Source organism: Pseudomonas sp. B33.4, from assembly GCF_034555375.1.
Lineage (GTDB): Bacteria > Pseudomonadota > Gammaproteobacteria > Pseudomonadales > Pseudomonadaceae > Aquipseudomonas.
Genome location: NZ_CP140706.1, coordinates 3,851,061 through 3,875,039 on the forward strand (window position 1 = coordinate 3,851,061; position 23,979 = coordinate 3,875,039).

The following is a 23,979-nucleotide window of genomic DNA, read 5'->3' on the forward strand; positions in this document are numbered from 1 at the left end:
GCGGTCGGTCGGCAGCGTTAACAGTGCCGGAGCGCCGGCCAGGGTCTGTTGCCAGTATTCACTTTGACGCTGTAGCACCTCACCGCTGAGCCAGCGCCGCTGCCACACCGCGTAATCGGTGTATTGCAGCGCCAGCGGCGGCAGCGGGTCCGGCTGGCCATGGCTGAACGCCTGATACAACGCCATCAGCTCACGGGTCAGAACCCCCATCGACCAGCCATCGGAGATGATGTGGTGCAGGGTCAGCAGCAATACATGATGATCGTCGGCCAGGCGCACCAACCGGCCACGAATCAGCGCATCATCCTGTAAATCGAACGGCCCCGATGCTTCGCCCTGAATCAACGCCGCTAAGGTCTCGTCGGCTTGCGGGTGCTGGCGCAGGTCTTCAACGCGTAGTAGCAGACCGCTGTCGATCGGCGCGATCAGCACTTGCGCCTCGTCATTGAACTGGGCGAAACGGCTGCGCAGGGTTTCATGCCGCGCGACGATGCGCGCCAAGGCTTGTTGCAGGGCCGGTTCATTCAGCTGCCCACGCAGGCGCAGGCCGATAGGAATGTTGTACGCGGTGTTGGCGCCTTCCATTTGTGCGAGAAACCACAAGCGTTGCTGAGCAAATGACAGCGGCAAGGCGCCGTCTCGGGCCACCGCGACAATCTCCGGTTGCGTGCTGCGCCCGGCCTGCGCCACCGCCGCGGCAACCGCTGCCAGTTCGGCGTTGGCAAACAGATCGCCCAGTGCCAACTCCACGCCAAGGCGCTGGCGAACCTGGGACACCATGCGCATCGCCAACAGCGAATGGCCGCCGAGTTCGAAGAAATGGTCCTGACGCCCGACTCGCTCGACGTGCAGCACCTGCGCCCAGATCTGCGCCAAGGCGCTTTCCAGTTCGTTGTGCGGTGCCTCGTATTCGCGGGTGAACAGCGCCGCACGCTCAGGTTTCGGCAGGGCCCTGCGGTCGACCTTGCCATTGGCGGTCAACGGCAGCGCGTCGAGTTTGACGAAGGCCACCGGCACCATGTACTCCGGCAACTGGCTCAACAGGTGCGTGCGCAACTCGGCTACGGCCAGCGGTTCAACCTGACTCTGCTCGGTAAAATACGCCACCAGGCGCGGCTGGCCGGGTTCATCTTCGCGGGCCAGCAACACGGCTTCCTGAATGCCGGGCAACTGATTGAGGCGAGTTTCGATTTCGCCGAGTTCGATGCGCACGCCGCGGATTTTCACCTGATCGTCGTTACGCCCCAGGTACTCGATCGTGCCGTCCGCACGCCAGCGTGCGAGATCGCCGGTGCGATACATGCGTGCATTCGGCAAGGCGCTGAACGGGTCCTGGAGGAAGCGTTCGGCGCTCAGGTCGGCACGGTTCAAATAGCCGCGAGCGACCCCGGCGCCGCCAACGTACAACTCGCCCATAACACCAATCGGCACCGGACGCTGCTGTTCATCCAGCAGGTACACCGTGGCATTGGTCACCGGTTTGCCGATGTGCAAGGCGTCGCCCGCCTCGATTCGCCCGGAGGTCGCAACCACGGTGGCTTCGGTCGGACCGTAGTTGTTGATCACATCGAATTGCTGGTTGCGGCTGAACTGACGCAAGCGGTCGCCACCGATCAACAGCGTGCGTAGCGTCGGGTGCTCGAGGTTTTGGCTGAAGGCGTATTCGGCCACTGGCGTCGGCAGAAAACTCACGTCCAGTGGCTGCGCGCGCCACCAGTCGAGCAGCGCATCGATGTCCTCGGTGCCTTCTTGCGTCGGTGCCAGGTGCAGGGTCGCGCCGGCGCACAACGCCGGCCAGACCTCCCAGGCCATGGCGTCGAAACCGAAGCCGGCAAGGCTTGAGGTGTGGCGACCGGCGCACAGATCAAACGCGCTGCAATGCCAATCGACCAGATTCGACAAGGTGTGGTGTTCGACCATCACGCCTTTGGGCAGGCCGGTGGAACCGGAGGTGTAGATCACGTAAGCCAGATGCGCGGTGGTCAGGCCCGACACGTGCGGATCAAGGGTCTCGCTCAGCGGCCAGGAGCGCGGGTCGAGATCGATCACCGGCACCGCCAGCGCCGGCAAGCGCTTCCGCAGAGTGTTTTGGGTCAGCACAGCGACGGGGCCGCTGTCGCTGAGCAAGTAATGCAGACGCTCGGCCGGGTGCGCCGGGTCGACCGGTACATAACCGGCGCCCGCCTTGAGAATCGCCACTAGCCCGACCAGCGTATCGAGGCCACGGCGGGCGACGATGGCGACGCGATCATCGGGCTTGACCCCCAGTGCGATCAGATGATGGGCCAAGGCATTGGCATGCCGGTTGAGTTCGGCATAACTCAGTTGCTCACCGAGGTATTGCGCGGCCACGGCTTCGGGCCGCTGCGCCACTTGCGCTTCGAAACGTTGGGCAATGGTCAACGTTGCCGGGTAGTCAGCGTGAGTGGCATTGAACGCCAACAGCACCTGCTCACGCTCGACCGCCGGCAGAATCGGCAATTGGTTGATCGCACTATCGGGCGCCTGCTCCAGTGCCAGCACCAGACTTTCCAGGGCGCAATGCAAGTAATCGCAGATACGCTGGGGATCGACCTCGGTGGTGGCCAGCAACGTCAGGCTGAACGCATCGCCGAAATCATCGACGCTCAGGGTCAGCGGATAGTTGGTGCGTTCTTCGGAACTGATGGTGCTGATGCCCTCCCACGCGGCCAGGGTCTCGGCACTGGCCGTCGCCGCCGTGTGGCTGTGACGGTAATTGAGCAAGGCACTGAACAACGGCGTCGGCGCGACCACGCCGCTGCAACGCTGGGCCAGTGCCAGTGGCGCGTGTTCGTGGCGCATCAGCGTGGTCAGGCGTTTGTGCGTCGCCTCCACCGCCGCACGCACGCCCTGCGCATCGACATCGACCCGCAGCGGCAAGGTGTTGATGAACATCCCCAGCGCCCGTTCGGTGGCTTCGGCGCCTTGCATACGGCCCATCAGCACCGTACCGAACACCACGTTTTGTTTGCCGGTGAGCACTGCCAGCACCTGTGCCCAGCCCAGATGAAACAGGCTCGCGGCACTCACGCCGAGTTGCCGCGCCTGCGCGCGCAAACGCTGGCCGAGCAACGGGTTGATCGGCTGGCTCAGCTCGCCGATGCCGAGGCCGTCACCCTGCACGTCCTGCAAACCGTACGGTAGCGTCGGCTCGGCAATGTCAGCGAGCATCTCGCGGAAAAAACCCTCGTGTTCGGCTTCGCTGATGCCCAGCCGCGCCTGCGCCACGTAATTGCGAAACGGCACCGGGCGCCCAAGCGATTGATCGTCGCCGGTGAGGCAGGCGAGCAGTTCGTGACGCACCACGTCGAGCGCCGAGTGGTCCAGGGCCATGTGATGGAACAACAACGTCGCGACCACGCGCTGACCGTCCTCGTCCCACGCGTAGGCCAGACGCATCATCGGCGCACACCGGACGTCCAGTCGGAAATGCCGTGCATCGAAACGTTCGTGCAGTTGCTGCAGCGCATCACTTTCGCCGTCTGCCAGCACGACCTCTTCCATCGGCAGCTGTGCCTGACGCCAGACCACTTGCAGCGGCACGTCCAGCCCCTCCCAATGCACCGCTGTGCGCAGGATATCGTGGCGATCAATAACCTTTTGCAACGCCTGGGCGAAATCCTGCAGACGCTCACGGCTGTTGAACGCGAAGTACGATTGCATGACGTAGGGATCGCCCTGCTCGTTGCTCGCATGGTGATAGAGAATGCCTTCCTGCAACGGCGCCAGTGGGTAGATGTCCTGCACATTGGCGGCGCCGCCGGGTACCTCGGCGATCAAGCGGTCGAGGGTCGGCTGATCCACTTCGGCCAGGGTCACCATCGCTGGCGTGATGTGCGTGCTGCCGGAAAGAATGCCGTTGGCCGGGACGTCGATCTGGCCGACGCGGCTGGCCGAGTATTGCCCGGCCTTGATCAGTTCGATCAGTGCCGGTTTGTGTTCACGCAGCGCGGCCAGCAGTGCCGGATCGCTCAAGGCCTGTTTGTTGCCGTTCACCCGCAGCTGATCATCGGTGACCGCCAGTTGGATGTCTTTAGCCTTCAATGTGGCCAACAGTTCGAGCACCTTCACAGGACGATCTCCATTCTTTCGGTAATTGCGGCGTAACCGGCCAGGGTCGGTTGTTCGAACAACGCCCTGACATCGGCTTCCATGCCTTCCTGACGCAACCGGCCGATCAGACTGACCGCCAGTAATGAGTGACCACCCAACTCAAAGAAATGGTCGTGGCGCCCTACCCGCTCGACGTTGAGCAGCTCGGCCCAGAGCCGTGCGAGGGTGATTTCGACTTCGCCGACCGGGGCTTCGTATTCGCGGGTTTTCAGCGATTGCTGATCCGGCGCCGGCAAGGCCTTGCGGTCGAGTTTGCCGTTGGGGCTCAGCGGCAAAGCGTCGAGATGGACGAACACGGCGGGCACCATGTAGTCCGGCAAGTGCTCGAGCAAATGGCTGCGCAGCAGGTCGATTTCCAGCCGTTCACCGGTGTAATAAGCGACCAGGCGTTTGTCGCCGGGCACTTCTTCACGGGCGACCACCACGGCCTCCTGCACACCGTCAATCCGGGCAAGCCGCGCCTGAATTTCGCCCAGTTCAATACGCAGACCGCGAATCTTCACCTGATCATCGTTGCGCCCCAGGTATTCGATGTTGCCATCCACCAGATAGCGGGCGACGTCACCGGTGCGATACATCCGCCCGTTGGCCTGGAACGGATCGTCGAGGAAGCGCTCGGCACTCAGCTCAGGTCGGTTCAGATAACCGCGCGCGACCTGCACACCGGCGATGTACAACTCGCCGATCACGCCTTGCGGCACCGGTTGCTGCTGCGCATCGAGAATGTACAGGCGGGTGTTGGCGATCGGTTTGCCGATCGGCGTGTTGTCCGGGGTCTGCTCGACAGGCCCGGCGCAGTTCCACGCGGTGACATCGACGGCGGCTTCAGTCGGGCCGTAGAGGTTATGCAACTCGCTACCTGTTAACTGAAGTTTGAAACGTCGCACCAGACTGCCCGGCAACGCTTCACCGCTGCACATCACCCGACGCACGCTGTCGCAGCGTGTGGTGTCGCTGTTAGCGAGGAACACATCGAGCATCGACGGCACAAAGTGCAGCGTGGTGATGTTTTCACGCTCGATCACCTCGCTCAGATACTGCGGGTCCTTGTGCCCGCCGGGCTGCGCCATGACCAGTCGCGCGCCGGTCATCAGCGGCCAGAAGAACTCCCACACCGACACGTCGAAGCTGAACGGGGTTTTCTGCAACACTGAATCGGCCGCGGTCAACTGATAAGCGTCCTGCATCCACAGCAGACGGTTGACCACCCCGGCATGTTCGTTGACCACGCCTTTCGGCTGGCCGGTCGAGCCCGAGGTGTAGATCACGTAAGCGCTGTGCTGGGGTTTCAGCGCCGGGATTTGCGGATTGTCGGCGGACAAGGATTGCCAGGTGTTGTGGTCGAGATCGACCGCCTTAATATCCCCCAGCAGCTCGCGGGTCGCCCCGTGCACCAGCACCACGGCCGGCGCGCTGTCCTCAAGCATGTAGGCGAGACGCTCCGGCGGATAGGCCGGGTCGAGCGGCACATAACCGGCGCCGGCCTTGTTGATCGCCAGCAGGCCGATGACCATTGCCAGGCTGCGTTCGACGCAGATCGCCACCCGCGAATCCACTTGCACACCGAGGCTAATCAAGTGCCCGGCCAAGCGATTGGCGCGCTCGTTCAACTGCGCGTAGCTCAATGCCTGTTCACCGATGACGACGGCCACAGCCTGTGGCGTACGCCGTACCTGCGCTTCGAACATGCCGTGCAACGTCTGCTGCAAATCGTAATCAACGTTGGTGTCGTTGAGGCCGAACAGCAACGCCTGCCGCTCCTCCTCCGGCAACACCGTCAAGCGGTTCAACGGTTGCAGGGGTGTTGGTTCCAGTGCTTCAACCAGTGCACGCAGCGCGTTCTGCATGAACTGGCCGACGCGTGCCGCGCCGATGCGCGCCGGGGTCATCACCGTCAGTTCGAAGCCGCTGCCCAGATCGTCGACGTTGAGGGTCAACGGGTAATTGGTGCGCTCCTCGCCGGCCAGCGATTCGATGCCTTGCCAGGCCTCACGCTTGGTATTTTGCTGAGCTTCACTGTCGCTATGCCGGTAATTGAGCATCGCGCTGAACAGTGGCGACGGTGCCGCGATACCGCTGCAACGCTGGGCCAGCGCCAGCGAAGCATGTTCGTGGGCCAACAGTGCACTGAGCCGCGCATGGGTCGCCTTGACCCCGGCGCGCACGTTGGTTTCGTCGACATCCACGCGCAATGGCAAGGTGTTGATGAACATGCCCAGCCCGCGATCCGCACCCGCGCCGCCCTGCATGCGGCCAAGCAGCACCGTGCCGAACACCACCCGCTCCTGACCGGACGTTGCCGCCAGCACCCGTGCCCAGGCGAGATGGAACAGGCTGGCAACGCTGACGCCGAGCAAGCGCGCCTGACTGCGCAGACCCTGCGCCACCACGGCAGGCAGCGGCCGACAGACTTCCTCGATGTCATTGCCGTCGCCGTGCACATCCTGCAAGCCGAACGGCAGCGTCGGTTCGTCGATGTCGCCGAGCATTTCGCGGAAGAACGCTTCGTGCTCTTGTTCGCTGACGCCAAGGCGGGTTTGCGCGACATAATTGCGATATGGCACTGCGGGCGCCGGCAATCGCTCATCGCCGCGCAGAATCGCCTGCATTTCTGCGCTGACCACCGCCAACGCGGTGTGGTCCATGGCGATGTGATGGAACAGCAGCATGGCAACCACGCGCTGATTGTCCGGGTCGAGGGCATACACCAAGCGCAACAGCGGTGCCTGATCAAGCTCCAGACGGCAATGCCGCGCATCAAAGCGTGCACGCAACTGATCGATGGCTTCACCCTGCGCAGGCTCCAGCGCCACGGCTTGAACCGGCAGCTCGGCCTGACGCCAGACCACTTGCACCGGCGCCGCAAGGCCTTGCCAGGCAATCGCAGTACGCAGGATGTCGTGGCGGGTCATGACCTGGCGCAGCGCCGCCGCGAACGCCTGGAAACGCTCGATAGTGTCGAACGCTAGACACGATTGCAGCAGGTATGGATCGCCCTGCGCGGCGCTAAGGTGGTGATACAGAATCCCTTCCTGCAACGGTGCCAGCGGATAAATGTCCTGCACGTTGGCGGCGCCACCCGGCACCGTGGCGACGATGCGCTCGATGCTGGCCTGATCCAGTTGCACCAATGGCAGCATGTCCGGGGTGATGTGCGTGCAGTCGGCTGCAATCAGATTGGCCGGCACCTCGACCTCGCGACCGCTGCCTACCGCCGCAGCCAGTGCGGCCAAGGTCGGTTGGCTGAACAGCACACGCACATCGGTGCTCAGATCGACCTGACGCATGCGTTCGATGAGCGTCACCGCCAGCAATGAATGCCCGCCCAGTTCAAAGAAGTTGTCGTGGCGCCCGACCTGTTCAACGTTCAAGACGTCAGACCAGATCTGCGCCAGCGCGATTTCCACCGAACCTTGCGGCGCGGCATATTCGCGGCTCAGCCACGCCGTTTGATCCGGCTCCGGCAACGCCTTGCGGTCGAGTTTGCCGTTGGCGGTCAGCGGCAGTGCTGGCAGGCGCACGTAAGCGGCGGGCACCAGCGCTTGCGGCAACTGCGCTTGCAGATGACTGCGCAAATCCTCGATGTCGACGTTCAGGCGTTCGGTGAACCACGCCAGCAACTGGCCGTCGCGCACCAGCACCACGCAATCCTGCACGGCCGCGTGACGACTCAACGCCGCTTCAATTTCCCCCAGCTCGATGCGCACGCCGCGCAGTTTGACCTGATCATCGTTGCGTCCAAGATATTCGATTGTGCCGTCAGCCAGCCAGCGCGCGAGGTCGCCGGTGCGGTACATGCGCGCCTGCGGTTCGTCGCTGAACGGGTCGTCGAGGAAGCGTTCGGCAGTCAGCTCGGGGCGATGCAGATACCCGCGCGCCACACCGGCGCCGCCGACATACAACTCACCAGCGACGCCGACCGGGACGGGCCGCTGCTGGTCGTCAAGCAGGTAAATCTTCGCGTTGGCCATTGGCCGGCCGATATGCAGCACCTGCCCGGCCTCGACCGCGCCGGAGGTGGCAACCACCGTGGCTTCGGTCGGGCCATAGTTATTGATCACCGCGAAGGTCTGCTCGCGGGGGAACTGGCGCAGTTTGTCGCCACCGATCAACAGCGTGCGCAAGGTCGGGTGGCCGAGGTCGCGACTGAACGCATATTCGGCGACCGGCGTCGGCAGGAAACTCACCTGCAACGGCTGCGCGCGCCACCATTCCAGCAACTCGTCGAGGTGCTCGTTGCTCACCGATTGCGGTGGTAGATGCAGGGTCGCGCCGACACACAACGCCGGCCAGACTTCCCACGCCATCGCATCGAAACCGAACCCGGCGACACTCGACGTGTGGCTGCCGGCGCGCAGGTCGAAGGCCTCGCAGTGCCAGTGCACAAGGTTTTCCAGCGTCGCGTGCTCGACCATCACGCCCTTCGGCTGGCCGGTGGAGCCGGAGGTGTAGATCACGTAGGCCAGATGCGCCGGGGTCAGCGTCGGTAATTGCGGATTGCTCTCGGACAAGTGCTGCCAAGTGGGATGGTCCAGATCAATCAACGGCACAGCGCCGAGCAAATCAGCCGTCGCAGCCTGCGCCAGTACCGCCATCGGCGCGCTGTCCTGCAGCAGATAAGCGATGCGTTCCGCCGGGTACGCCGGGTCGACCGGCACATAACCGGCGCCGGCCTTGAGGATCGCCAGCAACGCGACGAGCATGTCCGGGCCGCGGCTCAGGCACACGGCGATGCGGTCATCGGGCTGCACGCCGAGCCCGAGCAAGTGATGGGCCAGTCGATTGGCGCGCTGATTGAGTTCAACGTAAGTCAGTTGCTGCGCGCCTTGAACCACGGCCAGTGCATCCGGCTGTTGCTCGGCCTGCGCCTCGACCAAGCGCTGAATCGTCGCGCCACGCGGGTAGGCCGCGCCTTGTTGGTTGAAACCGACCAGCAAATGCTCGTATTCCGCCACCGAAAGCACCGGCAAACGGTTCAGCGGACGTTGCGGTGCCTCCTCCAGTGCCGTCACCAGATGTTCCAGTGCGGTGTGCATGTAACTGCAGATACGTTGCGCACCAATCTCGGCGACTGCCAGCACGTCGAGGGCAAAGCCTTCGCCCAGATCATCCACCGACAAGGTCAGAGGATAATTGCTGCGCTCCTCGCCACCGAGCATGCGCACGCCCTGCCAGATGCCCTGGCCGTCGCGCGGCTGTTGTTCGGCGGCGCTGTGTCGATAGTTGAGCAGCGCGCTGAACAGCGGTGCAGAACCGGTCATGGCACTGCAGCGCTGGGCCAGCGCCAGCGACGCATGTTCATGGCCGAGCAGCGCCGTCAGCCGCGCATGGGTGGTTTTCACCCCGGCACGCACGCCTTCCGCGAGATCAACCCGCAGCGGCAAGGTATTGATGAACACGCCCAGCGTGCGGTCGGCACCCTCACCGCCCTGCATGCGCCCCATCAACACCGTGCCGAAGACCACGTCGCGGCGCCCGGAGACCACGCCCAGCACCTGCGCCCAAGCCATGTGCATCAGGCTCGCCGGGCTGACGCCCAACTGCCGCGCCTGTTCACGCAGGCGCAGATTGAGCGTCGCATCGACCGCTTGCAGCGCTTCTTCGATACCACGTCCGTCGCCCTGCACATCCTGCAGACCGAAGGGCAAGGTCGGCTCGTCGATATCACCGAGCATCTCGCGGAAGAATGCTTCGTGTTCCTGCGCATCGGCGCCGAGGCGTGCCTGCGCTACGTAATTGCGGTACGGCATCGGCGGCGTCAGCGTGTCGAGCTGATCGAACATCAACGCGTGCATTTCCCGGCCGATCACGTCCATGGCGGTGTGGTCGAGAATCGAGTGATGGAACAGCACGATCGCGACCACTTGCTGCTGCAACGGATCCTCGGCGTAGACCATGCGGATCAGCGGTGCCTGGTTCAGGTCGAGACGGAAATGCCGGGCATCGAAGCGCGCGTGCAGCTGTTGCAGAACGTCGCCGTCCCGAACATCCAGCAGCACTTGCTGCACGACCATCTGCGCCTCGCGCCAGACCACCTGATGCGGGCTCGGCAAACCTTCCCAGACCACGCTGGTGCGCAGAATGTCGTGACGGGCGATGACCTGCTGCAAGTGCGCGGCGAAGGTCTGCAAACGTTCGAGGCTGTCGAAAGCCAGACGCGATTGCAGCAGATACGGATCGCCCTGCTCGGCACTCAAATGGTGATAGAGAATGCCTTCCTGCAACGGTGCCAGCGGATAGATATCCTGCACGTTGGCCGCACCGCCCGGCACCGTCGCGACGATGCGCTCGATGCTGGCCTGATCCAGCGTGGTCAGGGTCAGCATGTCGGGGGTGATGTGCGTGCAATCGGCCGCAATCAGATTGGCCGGCACATCGATTTCCCGGCCACTGCCCAAGGCACGCGCCAGCGCCGCGAGGCTCGGCTGATTGAACAGCACCCGCACATCGGCACTCAGACCGGCCTGGCGCATGCGTTCGATCAGGCTCACCGCCAACAGCGAATGGCCGCCGAGTTCGAAGAAGTTGTCGTGGCGGCCAATCTTCTCGATGCCCAGAACGTCGGCCCAGATCTGCGCCAGCGTCATTTCGACCGCGCCTTGTGGCGCTTCGTATTCACGACTGAGCCACGCGTCCTGATCCGGCTCGGGCAAGGCCTTGCGATCGAGTTTGCCGTGGGCCGTGAGCGGCAGACTGTCCAGTCGCACGTAGGCAGCCGGCATCAAAGTGTCCGGCAGTCGCGCTTGCAGATGGCGGTGCAAGTCGCCGATTTCGACCTGCTCGATGTCAGTGAACCACGCAACCAGACGCCCTTCGCGCACCAGCACCACGCATTCGCGAACCGCGTAATGCGTACTCAGTGCCGCTTCGATTTCGCCCAATTCAATACGCACACCGCGCAGTTTCACCTGATCGTCGTTGCGCCCGAGGTATTCGATATTGCCGTCGTCCAGCCAGCGCGCGAGGTCGCCGGTGCGATACATCCGCGCGTGCGGCTCGTCACTGAATGGGTCGTCGAGGAACTGTGTAGCGGTCAGTTCCGGGCGATTCAGATAACCGCGCGCAACCCCGGCGCCACCGACATACAACTCGCCTTGCACACCGGTCGGCACTGGCTGCTGCTGACGATCCAGCAGATAAATCCGCGCATTGGCGATTGGCCGGCCGATGTGCAAAATCGGCCCGGGTTCGATGCGCCCGGAAGTCGCCACCACCGTGGCTTCGGTCGGGCCGTAGTTATTGATCACATCGAACGTCTGGTCACGCGGGAACTGGCGCAACTTGTCGCCGCCGATCAACAGCGTGCGCAGAGTCGGATGGCCCAATTCGCGACTGAATGCGTATTCGGCGACCGGGGTCGGCAGAAAACTCACCTGCAACGGCTGCGCGCGCCACCATTCCAGCAGTTCATCGAGGTGTTCATTGTTGATCGATGGCGGAGGCAGATGCACGGTCGCGCCGACGCACAACGCCGGCCAGACTTCCCAGGCCATGGCATCGAAACCGCAACCGGCAACGCTGGCGGTGTGGCTGCCGGCGTGTAGAGCGAAGGCTTCGGCGTGCCAGTGCACGAGGTTTTCCAGGGTGCGGTGCTCGACCATCACGCCTTTCGGCTGCCCGGTGGAGCCGGAGGTGTAGATCACGTAGGCCAGATTTGCCGGGGTCAGGCCCGGCCGTTGCGGGTTGCTGTCAGGCAGGTGGCGCCAGTCGCTGGCGTCCAGATCAACCACCGGCACAACGCCGAGCAGGTCGCGCGTCGACGTCTGCGCCAGTACCGCAATCGGGTCGCTGTCCTGCAACAGGTAGGCGATGCGCTCTGCCGGATAATCCGCATCGATCGGCACATAACCGGCGCCGGCCTTGAGAATCGCCAACAACGCAACCAGCATGTCCGGGCCGCGACGCAGGCACAGCGCGACTCGGTCATCGGTTTGCACGCCGAGGCCGATCAAGTGATGGGCAAGACGGTTGGCGCGCTGATTCAGTTCGCGGTAGCTGAGCTGTTGCTCGCCCTGCACCACCGCCAGCGCTTCGGGATGCGCCGCCGCTTGCGCTTCGAACAGACGCGGCACGGTCTGCGCCGGCGGGTATTCCCGACCGCTGATATTGAAGCCGACCAGCACCCGTTGCCGCTCGCCCGGCGACACGATCGACAGCTGTTGCAACGGCGCCTGCGGCGTGAATTCCAGCGCCGTGACCAGGCTGTGCAACGCGGTTTGCAAGAAATCGCAGACCCGCACACCGTCCACCTGCGGCACGGCTTGCACGTTCAGGCGGAAACCTTCGCCGAGGTCGTCAACGCTGACCACTAACGGATAATTACTGCGCTCGCGGGAGCTGAGAATCTGCACACCATCCCACATCACAGCGGCTGCCTCCGGCGCACTGTGGCGGTAGTTGAGCAAAGTGCTGAACAGCGTCTGCGAACCGGCGACACCGCTGCAACGCTGGGCCAGTGCCAGCGAGGCTTGCTCATGGCCGAGCAACTGCGCCAGGCGCGCATGGGTGCCCCGCACGCCGTTCTCTGCCGAGTCGGCAGCGACGCTGATACGCAATGGCAAGGTGTTGATGAACATGCCCAAGGCACGATCCGCGCCCTCACCGCCCTGCATGCGGCCGAGCAATACCGTGCCGAACACCACGTCTTGCTGGCCGGACACCTGCGCCAACACCTGAGCCCAGGCCTGATGCACCAGACTCGCGACGCTGACACCCAGCCGCCGCGCCTGCTCGCGCAGACGTTGACCGAGGCCTGCGTCCAGCTCTGATTGGCTGTCGAGGATGGCGCTGCCGTCACCGTGCACGTCCTGCAAACCGAAGGCCACGGTCGGCTCGTCGATATCGCCAAGCATCTCGCGGAAGAACGCTTCATGCGCCTGATCATCGGCGCCGAGCCGCGCCTGCGCGACAAAGTGGCGGTACTGCACCGGCGGCGGCAGGTCGCTGCTGTGGCCGAGCATGACGTCGTTCATTTCCGTGATCAGCACTTCCAGTGCAGTGTGATCGAGGACGATATGGTGCAGCAGGAGAATGCCGACCCAGCGCTGGTTTGGCTGATCTTCGGTGTAGACAAAGCGCATCAGCGGCGCGCGATTGAGGTCGAGGCGATAGTGGCGTGGATCGAACCGCGCCTGCATCTGCTCCAGCACGTCGCCGTCAAGTTCATCGGCATCGACGCGTTCCAGCGCCAGTGGCGCTTCACGCCAGACCACTTGTACGGCGTCTTCGAGCCCCTCCCAAACGATGCCGGTGCGCAGAATGTCATGGCGCTTGATCACGCCATTCAAGGCACGGACGAAGTCTTTGATCTGTGCCAGACCGTCGAAGGAAAATTGCGCCTGCAACACATACGGGTCACCAGCGCTGGTTGCCAAGTGGTGATAGAGAATCCCCGCCTGCAACGGCGCCAGCCCATAGATGTCCTGCACATTGGCGATGCCGCCCGGCACCGTTGCAACGACACGATCGATTGCGGTTTGATCGAGATTGGCCAGCGGCAGCATCGCCGGAGTAATGCGCGTGCAACCCGGTTCGATCTGGTTGTCGGGAACGACGATGACGCGTTCGCTGCTCAGAGTCGCCGCCAGCGCTGCCACACTAGGCTGACCGAACAGCACGCGAACGTCACAGTGCAGATCCTGTTGGCGCATGCGTTCGATCAGCTTCACCGCCAGTAACGAATGACCACCGAGTTCGAAGAAATTGTCGTGGCGGCCCACCTGCTCGACACCGAGCAAGGTTTGCCAGAGTTCGGCAATCAGGTTTTCCACGGCACCGACCGGTGCTTCAAAACCCCGTCGGGCGAATGCATCGCTGTCTGGGGCTGGCAAGGCTTTGCGGTCGAGCTTGCCGTTGGTGGTCAGCGGGAAGGCCTCCAGGCGCACGAAGGCGCTCGGCACCATGTAATCAGCCAACACCGCCAGCAGATGATCACGTAATTGCGCCACATCCGGCGCCGCGTCTGCGTCGGCCAGCCAGTAGGCAACCAGACGCTGATCACCGGGGCTGTCTTCGCGAGCAATCACCACGGCTTCACGCACCCCTGCGCAAGCGCAAAGGCGCGCTTCGATCTCGCCCAGTTCGATGCGGAAACCGCGAATCTTCACTTGATCGTCGTTGCGGCCCAGGTATTCGAGGCTGCCATCGGCGGCCCAGCGCGCGAGGTCACCGGTTTTATACAAACGCGCATCGGCATTTTCGCCAAACGGATCATTGATAAAACGTTCGGCCGTGAGCGCTTCGCGATTCAGATAACCGCGCGCCACGCCGGCGCCGCCGACGTACAACTCGCCGATCACGCCAACCGGAACCGGCTCGCGCTGCGCATCGAGGACATACAGTTGCAGGTCGGGAATGCGCACGCCTATCGGGCTGACGCCAAGCAATTGCGCGTCGGCAGCTTGCAGCGGTCGATACGTGACGTGCACGGTGGTTTCAGTGATGCCGTACATGTTGACCAGCCGCGTTCCGGCATTGCCGACCCGCGCGTACCACGGTTTGAGCAGCCCCGGCTCCAGCGCTTCGCCGCCGAAAATCACTTCACGCAACGAGTGTTGAAGCTGACTGCTGCCCTGCGCGGCGACCAGTTGACGGAATGCGCTTGGCGTCTGGTTGAGCACGGTGACGCCGCTTTGGCAGAGCAATGCATAGCAGTCGTCCGGCGAGCGGCTGACGGCTTGCGGGACCAGCAGCAATTGCCCGCCGAAGGCCAGCGCACCCCAGATCTCCCACACCGAGAAGTCGAACGCGAAGGAATGGAACAGCGCCCAGGTGTCCTGCTGATTGAACTGGAACCAGTCATGGGTAGCAGAAAACAGCCGCGTCACGTTGCGGTGCTCGACCATCACGCCTTTGGGCAAACCGGTGGAGCCGGAGGTGTAGATGACATAGGCCAGATGCGCTGGGGTCAGTTCGGGAATCTGCGGATTGCTGTCGAGTTCGGCCTTGAGGTGGCCGCTGTCGAGGTCAATTTTCGGCACGTCGAGATCAGCCAAGCGATCACGCGTTGCCGCTTGCATCAGCACCGCCACCGGGGCGCTGTCCTGCAAGGTGAAGCTGATTCTGTCGAGCGGATAGGCCGGATCGATCGGCACGTAGCCGGCGCCAGCCTTGAGCACGCCGAGCAGGCCAATGATCATCTGCGGGCCACGCTCGACGCAGATGGCGACGCGGTCATCGGGGCGGATGTTGAGGGCCAGCAGATGATGGGCGACCTGATTGGCGCGGCGGTTGAGCTCGCCGTAGCTGAGCGTCTGCCCCTCGAAAATCAACGCCGTGGCGTCAGGTCGAGCCTGCGCTTGGGCTTCGAATTGCTGGTGGATCATCGGGGTTTCGGGGAACGGCGCCAGCGGCAAATTGACGCCGCGCAGCAGGTGTTCACGTTCGCTGGCCGGGAGGATGCGCAGGGTTTGCAGCGGCACATCGGTGCTGGTTTGCAGCGCCGCGAGCAGACTCTCCAGCGCCGTATTGAGGTACGCGGCCACGCGCTCGGCACCCAGCGCTGCATCCGCCAGCGCGGTGATGCGCAAGTCTGCGCCGAGGTCATCGATGTTGATGGTCAACGGATAATTGGTGCGCTCGCGCGCGCCGAGCACCTGCACACCGGGGGCAATGTCGACCACGTCCGCGACTTCTTCGACGCTGCTGTGCCGGTAGTTGAGGATCGCGCTGAACAGCGGCGTCGGCACCGTAACGGCACTGCAGCGTTGCGCCAACGCCAGCGAAGCCTGCTCGTGGGCCAGCAGCGCGGTCAGGCGCTGATGGGTCGCCCGCACGCCGGCACGCACGCTTTGCTCGCCGACATCAACGCGCAGCGGCAAGGTGTTGATGAACATCCCCAGCGCTTGCTCGCCGCCTTCGCCCGCGTCCATCCTCCCCAGCAGCACGGTGCCGAACACCACCGCCGTGCGCCCGGACAATTGCCCCAAAACACGTGCCAGCGCCAGGTGCGTCAGGCTCGCGACACTCACGCCCAACTGCCGCGCCTGCTCGCGCAACTGCCGGCTCAAGCGGCTGTCGAGCATCAACGAAGACTCCTCGATGGCGTGGCCGTCACCCTGCACATCCTGCAAACCACACGGGAGTGTCGGCTCGTCGATATCGGCGAGCATCCCGCGGAAAAATGCTTCCTGCGCCTGCTCGTTGCCCGCGCTGCGGGCCTTGGCCAAGTGATCACGATACGGCACCGCCGCTGGCACCTGCGCAGTCTGCCCGAGCAGACAGGCCTGGATTTCCCGGCGCAGCACATCCAGCGCGACGTGATCCATGATCATGTGATGAAACAGCAACAGCGCGACCACGCGGCCCTGCGCAGGGTCCTGCGCATAGACCATGCGCAGCAGCGGCGCTTGTTGCATGTCGAGGCGGAAGTGCTGCGGGTCATGGCGTTCGAGCAGTTGCGTGAGCACGTCAGTACCACTGTCGACGCTGACTTCCTCACACACCAGCGGCGCCTCGCGCCAGACCACTTGCACGGCTTCATCGAGGCATTCCCAGACGAACGAGGTGCGCAGGATATCGTGGCGCTTGACCACCCAGCGCAGCGCATCGGCGAAGGCGTCCAGCCGTTGCGGGCTGTCGAATACGAAACGCGCCTGCGAGATGTAAGGGTCGCCAGCAGTCGCCGAGAGGTGGTGATAGAGCATGCCCTCCTGCAAGGCGGACAGCGGATAAATGTCCTGCACATTGGCTGCGCCACCCGGCACCGTGGCGACGATGCGGTCAAGAGTATCCTGCTTCAGCTTCACCAGCGGCAGCATGTCCGGGGTGATGCGAAAGGCCGGGCTCAACCAGTCACCGCCGTGTTCGGCGACCAGTTCCAGCAGTTGCGCCTTGTGCGCCGAGAGGCTGTCCCACAACGCGTCGTCCAGCGCGTCGTCGCTGCCCAGAATGACCAGGTCTTCATCTTCCTGTTGAAGGCGGATCGCATGGGTGGAAATAACAGCCATCAGTTCGCTGAAATGCATGAGGTAACCTGCTGTAAATACGGAAAAAAGGAGCGCGCAGCAGCGAGTCCGTGCAGACGGCGCGCAGCTTGGAAAAACTAAAACATCGGGGCGTGGGTGTCTGACATGGGAAGCGGGGACAAGCCATATCGGATATGGGCCACACAACCGGCCCCCTGTAGGAGTGAGCCTGCTCGCGAAAGCGTCAGTTCAGGCGATATGTTCGTGACTGACCCACCGCAATCGCGAGCAGGCTCACTCCTACAGGGATTGTGGTCGCCGTCAGAGCCGGCGTTTGCGGTTGAGGCTCGGGATGGTGGTCTGGGCGACCTCGACCTGTTTCGCCTGCCGCGAGGTCTGTGCCGCCAGCGCGGACAGCGTCGGCTGGCTGAACAACGTCCGCGCATCGACATGCAGGCCGGCCAGACGCATGCGCGCGACCAGACTGACCGCCAGCAACGAATGCCCGCCCAGTTCGAAGAAGTTGTCGTCGCGCCCGACCTGCTCGACCTTGAGCACCTGAGCCCAGATCTGCGCCAAGGCAATTTCCACGTCGCCTTCAGGTGCCGCATAAGGCCGACTGAGCAGCGCTTCCGCCCCCGGTTCCGGCAATGCCTTGCGATCGATTTTGTCGTTGGGCGTCAAGGGCAACGCCACCAACATCACGTAGGCGCCAGGCACCATGAACTCCGGCAACTGCGCCAACACATGCGCTCGCAATGCTTCAAGCGTCGGCGCAGTCAGCTCGGCACGCAGGGTGTAATAAGCCACCAGCCGCTCATCGCGCACCAGCACCACCGCCTCGCGGATCGCCGGATGTTCCAGCAGGCGCGCTTCAATCTCGCCCAGCTCAAGACGCACCCCGCGCAGCTTGACCTGAAAGTCATTGCGACCGAGAAACTCGAGATTGCCGTCAGCGCCGTAACGCACCAGATCCCCAGTGCGATATAAGCGGTCACCGGCCACGAACGGGCTGTCGATAAAGCGTTCGGCCTGCAACTGCGGCAGCCCCAAATAGCCCCGCGCCACGCCCACCCCGCCAATGTGCAAATGCCCGCTGACGCCAACCGGCACCGGTTGATCGCCGGCATCGAGCACATACAGCCGCGTGTTGCTCAGCGCCTTGCCGATCGGCACCTGCGTCTGCGGCAGCGGTTCACCGGGTTCCAGGGTCCAGCCGCTGCTGTCGACGGTGGTTTCGGTCGGTCCATAGACGTTGTGCAGGCGCACCCACGGCAGGCGCTCACGCACTTGCCGGGTCAGCGCAACGGTCAACTCGCCGCCACCGTTGAGCACGTCGGTGAGGCTGGTGCACTGGCTGACGTCGTCCTGTTCGATGAACTGCTGCAACAGCGCCGGGACGAACTTGACCACGGTAATGTTCTGCTCGCGGATCACTTGCGTGACATACGCCGAATCGCGATTGCCGTCGGCCCGCGCCAGCACCAAACGCATGCCTGAGCACAGTGGCCAGAAAATCTCCCACACCGAACTGTCGAAACTGTACGGGGCCTTTTGCAGCAACGCGCCGTGTTCAGTCGGCGGAGCCAGTTGCGAGCCCCAATGCACCATGTTGCAAGCGCTGCGGTGTTCGATCATCACGCCCTTCGGTGTACCGGTGGAGCCGGAGGTGTAGATCATATAGGCCAGATTCGCCGCGCCGAGGCCCGGCACCTGCGGATTGTCGAGGGGCTGGTCCTGCCAGGCACCGAGGTCGAGATCGATCAGCGGCACGCCGGGTTCGCCGAGCAGATCACGCGTGGCCCCATGCACCAGCAGCGCGACCGGTGCGCTGTCCTGCAACATGTAGTTGAGCCGTTGCAGCGGATAATCCGGATCGAGCGGCACATAAGCACCGCCAGCCTTGAGAATGCCCAGCAGACCGATCACCAGTTCCGGCCCGCGCTGGACGCAGATCGCGACCCGCGAATCCGGCTGCACGCCGAGCTCGCGCAGATGATGAGCCAGGCGGTTGGCCTGCTCGTTGAGCTGGCGATAGGTCAGGCGCTGATCGGCGAATTGCACGGCGATGGCATTCGGTTTGCGCTGCACCTGTTGTTCGAACAGCGCCTGCAGTGGCTGGTCCATCGGGCAATCGACCGCCGTATCGTTGAACTCGATCAGCAGCCGTTGCCGTTCTTCCTGCGGTAACAACGGCAGGCTGTTCAGCGGCCGCTGCGGCGTGTTCTCCAGTGCCTCGACCAAACCGTTCAGCGCCGACTGCACATAACTGCAAATCCGTTGCGCGCCGATGCTCGACAGGGTTCTGGTGGTCAGACGCAAGCCCGTGCCGAGGTCATCGACACTCAGGGTAAACGGGTAATTGGTGCGTTCCTCGTTGGCCAGCGTTTCGATGCCCTGCCAGGTTTGCCGGGAGTTCTTTTGCTCGACGTCATCGCTGTGCCGGTAGTTGAGCAAGGCACTGAACAGCGGCGCTGGCGCGGCAACGCCACTGCAACGCTGGGCCAGCGCCAAAGAGGCATGTTCATGGGCGAGCAAAGCGGTCAGGCGCGCATGGGTGGATTTCACCGCCGTACGCGCGCCTTCACCGACATCGACCCGCAGCGGCAAGGTATTGATGAATACGCCCAGCGCCCGGTCGGCCCCTGCGCCGCCCTGCATGCGCCCCATCAGCACCGTGCCGAACACCACGCTTTGCTGCCCGGATGTTGCCGCCAACACTTGCGCCCAGGCGAGGTGGATCAGGCTGGCGACGCTGACGCCAGCCAGACGCGCCTGCTGCTGCAAGCGCTGATAGAGTTCGCTGGCCAGGGTTTGCTCGGCTTCTTCGATGTTGCTGCCATCGCCCTGGACGTTCTGCAAAGCGAACGGCAAGGTCGGCTCGTCGATGTCGGCGAGCATCTGGCGAAAGAACGCTTCGTGCTCCTGTTCACTCACGCCCAGTCGCGTCTGCGCCACGTAGTTGCGATACGGTACTGGCGGCGCCAGCGTCTCCGAGTGCCCGGACAGGCTGGCGTGAATTTCTTCGCGCATCGCCTCCAGCGCAATGTGATCCATTGCCAGATGGTGGAACAGCAAAATGCCGACCACTCGGTTGTGCGCCGGATCACGGGCATACATCAGGCGCAGCAGCGGCGCCTGACTGACATCCAGACGATAGCGCCGAGCATCGAAGCGCGCGTGCAACTGATCGATGATCGCGCCGTGGGCTGGATCAAGTTCAACCTCTTGCACCGGCAGAATTCCCTCGCGCCACACCACCTGCACTGGTGACGTCAGCCCTTCCCAGACCACGGCCGTGCGCAGGATGTCGTGGCGTGCCATGACCTGACGCAACGCAGCGGCGAAGGCCTCGACCCGCTCGATGCTGTCGAACGCCAGCAGTGATTGCAGCAGATACGGATCGCCCTGCGCGGCGGTGATGTGGTGATAGAGAATGCCTTCCTGCAACGGCGCCAACGGGTAGATGTCCTGCACATTGGCGGCACCGCCTGGCACGGTTGCGACGATACGCTCGATCATCGCCTGATCCAGTTGCACCAGTGGCAGCAGCTCAGGCGTGATGTGCGTGCAATCGGCAGGAATGCGGTTGGCCGGCACCTCGACTTCGCGGCCACTGCCCTCCGCCGCTGCCAGCGCGGCCAGTGTCGGTTGGCTGAACAGCACCCGCACATCGCTGCTCATACCGATCTGACGCATGCGCTCGATCAGCCCGACCGCCAACAATGAATGGCCGCCCAGTTCAAAGAAATGGTCGTGACGCCCTACCCGTTCGACCTGCAGGACTTCGGCCCAGATCTGTGCCAAAGCGATTTCGACGTCACCTTGTGGCGCCTCGTACGCGCGACGGATCAACGCCTCCGGTCCCGGTGCTGGCAAGGCCAGGCGATCGAGTTTGCCGTTGGCCGTCAGTGGCAACGTCGCCAAGCGCACGTAAGCCGCCGGCAACAGGGCGGACGGCAAGCGCGAGGTCAAATGCGCGTGCAGTTGCAGGATATCCAGCGCCTCATGCTCGGTGAACCATGCCAACAGCTGACCGTCGCGCACCAGCACCACGGCTTCCTGTACCGCGTCATGACTGCTGAGCGCCGCTTCGATTTCGCCCAGTTCGACACGCACACCGCGCACCTTCACCTGATCATCGTTACGACCGATGTACTCAAGGTTGCCGTCGGCGCGCCAGCGTGCGAGGTCGCCGGTGCGGTACATGCGCGCATCCGGCTGCGCAATGAACGGGTCGTCGAGGAAGCGTTCGGCGGTCAATTCCGGGCGATTCAGATAACCCCGGGCAACCCCGGCGCCGCCGACATACAGTTCGCCAATGACGCCAATCGGCACCGGGCGCTGCTGATCATCGAGCAGGTAAGCCGTGGCATTGCTCACCGGTTTGCCGATGTGCAACGGCTGCCCCGGGGTGATCAGCCCCGAGGTCGCCACCACCGTGGCTTCGGTCGGGCCGTAGTTGTTGACCACCGCAAAAGACTGCGCACGTTTCAACTGGCGCAGACGATCGCCGCCGATCAGCAAGGTGCGCAAGGTCGGATGGTCGAGTTGTTTGCTGAAAGCGTATTCGGCAATCGGCGTTGGCAGGAAGCTGACGTCCAGCGGCTGTGCCCGCCACCAGTCGAGCAGTGCGTCGATGTCTTCGTTGCCTTCGCTTGCGGGCGACAAGTGCAGCGTTGCCCCGGCACACAGCGCCGGCCAGACCTCCCACGCCATCGCGTCGAAACCGAAGCCGGCGAGGCTCGAAGTGTGCTGGCCGGGGCCGAGACCGAATGCCGCGCAGTGCCAGTCGACCAGATTGCCGAGTGTGCGGTGCTCGACCATCACGCCTTTGGGCAATCCGGTGGAGCCGGAGGTGTAAATCACATAAGCGAGGTTGTTCGTGGTCAACCCCGGCACGTCGGGATCGACTAAGTTGTCGAGCGACCACTCGCGCCGATCGAGCTCGATCACCGGCAGCGCTGTGGCGGGCAAACGCTCACGCAGATCGCTTTGGCTCAGCAACGCCACTGGAGCACTGTCACTGAGCAAATAGCTCAGGCGCTCGGGCGGATGCGCCGGGTCAATCGGCACATAAGCGGCGCCAGCCTTGAGAATCGCCAGCAGCCCGACCAATGTATCGAGGCCTCTGCGGGCAACAATCGCTACCTGGTCATCCGGCCGTACGCCGAGGCCCAGCAGATGATGGGCCAGCGCATTGGCTTGCCGGTTCAGTTCGGCGTAGCTCAGCGACCGCCCCTGATAAGTCGCGACCACGGCGTCCGGCTGTTCGGCCACGCGCGACTCGAAGCGTTGATGAATTGTCCGGTTTTGCGGATAGCTGACTCGGGTGTCATTCCACTCATTCAACCGGGCGAGTTCTGCCAGGCTGTTCAGGTTGAAATCGGCGACGATCCGCTCAGGAGACTCCAGGCCTTGCTCCAGAATCAGCAACAAGCGCTCGGTGAACGACGCTATCTCATCAGCCGTGAAACAGGCCGGCGAGTACACCAGATGCAACCAGGCCTTGTCGTTGTACCGGTTGCTGCGCAGGTGAATGGCCAGCGGTGTCGCCTCGTGCTGGTTGGAGACCTTGACTGAGTGTCCCAACGCCTCCCCGTAGCGATATTCATGGTCGTCCTGCTCGTAGGACACCGACAGTTCGAACAGCTGCGAACGGTCTTCGCGCAACAGGCCCAGCGCGCGGTTCATCTCGCTCAGCGGGTAGCGCTGATGGCGAAAATCCTGCTTGAGGCCATCGCCGATTGCTTTGATCAACTCACCAAATGACAGTGCCCGGCCAAAGCCCATGCGCATTGCACTGACCTGGGTGAATAACCCAAGAGTGCTTTTGAAACGGGCACCGGAGCGATTGAGAATCGGCAACCCGACCACCCACTCGTCACGTTGGGCAGTGCGACTGAAATACACATGCAGCGCCGCCAGCAAGACGTGAAAGGCCGAACCACCCCATTGCCGCGCGCAGTCCTTCATGCGCTCGTGCAGCACGGTTGGAAAAGCCTCGACGTGGATGCGACTGGGGGCGGTTTCAACGTCGAGGGATTCGCGATGGCGGGCAGTCAACAAGGGTTCGGGCAGGCTGCGGTACTTGTTCAGCCAGTAGCGTTGATCAAGCTCATAGCGCGGTGACTGCTGGTAGCGCGCGTCATCCTCGATGAAGTCGACATAGGACGGTGCCGCCCCACTCGGGCGCTCGCCACGGCACAACGCGCTGTAGATGTCGCCCAGCGACTTGAACAGCAGAGCAAAAGCCCAGCCATCGATAATCAAGTGGTGGGCCTGCGCCGCCAACCAGTGGCGATCGCGATCGAGGCGAATCAGACTGCAGCGGAACAACGCTTGCCCGCTCAGCCCAAAGGCCTGCGCCATCTGCGCTTCGACCAACGCCCTGGCCGCCGACTGTGGATCGGGCTGCCCGCTGACATCAAGCAGCGGCATGGCCACCGGCAACGCCTGGGCAAACCCTTGCAACGGCAGCCCGTCATGACCAACGTCCGATAACAGAACAATGCGCAAGGCATCATTCGCTTCCACCAGAGATTCAAGCGCCGTTCGCAGCAATGCCGGATCCAGCGGCCCGGTCAGTTCGACATAACCGCCAATGTTATACAGCGGCGAATCTCCGCGGCTCAGTTGGTCCAGCCAGATATCCCGTTGAGCGGCAGTCAGCGCGAATGTCTCGACAGGCACGGACAGATCGTCCGCCACGTTGGCAGAAGTAGGCTGCATAAGATCCTTCTCATGTGATTTTGCCGGTATTCAAACATCGACCCTGACGCTGACATGACACCTGAAACCCGGACAATCACTACGCTCGCAGGCGCCTGCCTGGTGCTGCTGGCGCGGTTATCGCAGGCAACGTCCAAAAGTTCGGAGAGGAAATACTGAAAAGCTTGTAGGAAAAAAACCACATAGCAGCGCCGCCATTTGCTCGAGC

3 protein-coding genes (1 of these 3 cut by a window edge) are annotated in these 23,979 nt (G+C 63.3%); all 3 read right to left on the reverse strand.

Features of this window, described 5'->3' with window-relative positions; translation table 11 throughout:
• Positions 1–4,092, reverse strand: partial view of a non-ribosomal peptide synthase/polyketide synthase gene (locus tag U6037_RS16865; protein WP_322843822.1) — the beginning only. 13,752 nt of this gene lie to the left of the window's left edge; only the first 4,092 of its 17,844 coding nucleotides appear in the window; it begins with the start codon at positions 4,090–4,092; the stop codon falls past the left edge of the window.
• Complete coding sequence (locus U6037_RS16870; RefSeq protein ID WP_322843823.1) at positions 4,089–17,099, reverse strand: non-ribosomal peptide synthetase; 13,011 nt, start codon at positions 17,097–17,099, stop codon at positions 4,089–4,091. Before U6037_RS16870 ends, U6037_RS16865 begins: the two co-directional genes overlap by 4 nt.
• Positions 17,100–17,360: 261 nt before the next feature.
• Complete coding sequence (locus U6037_RS16875; RefSeq protein WP_322843824.1) at positions 17,361–23,771, reverse strand: non-ribosomal peptide synthetase; 6,411 nt, start codon at positions 23,769–23,771, stop codon at positions 17,361–17,363.
• Positions 23,772–23,979 lie beyond the last annotated feature (208 nt).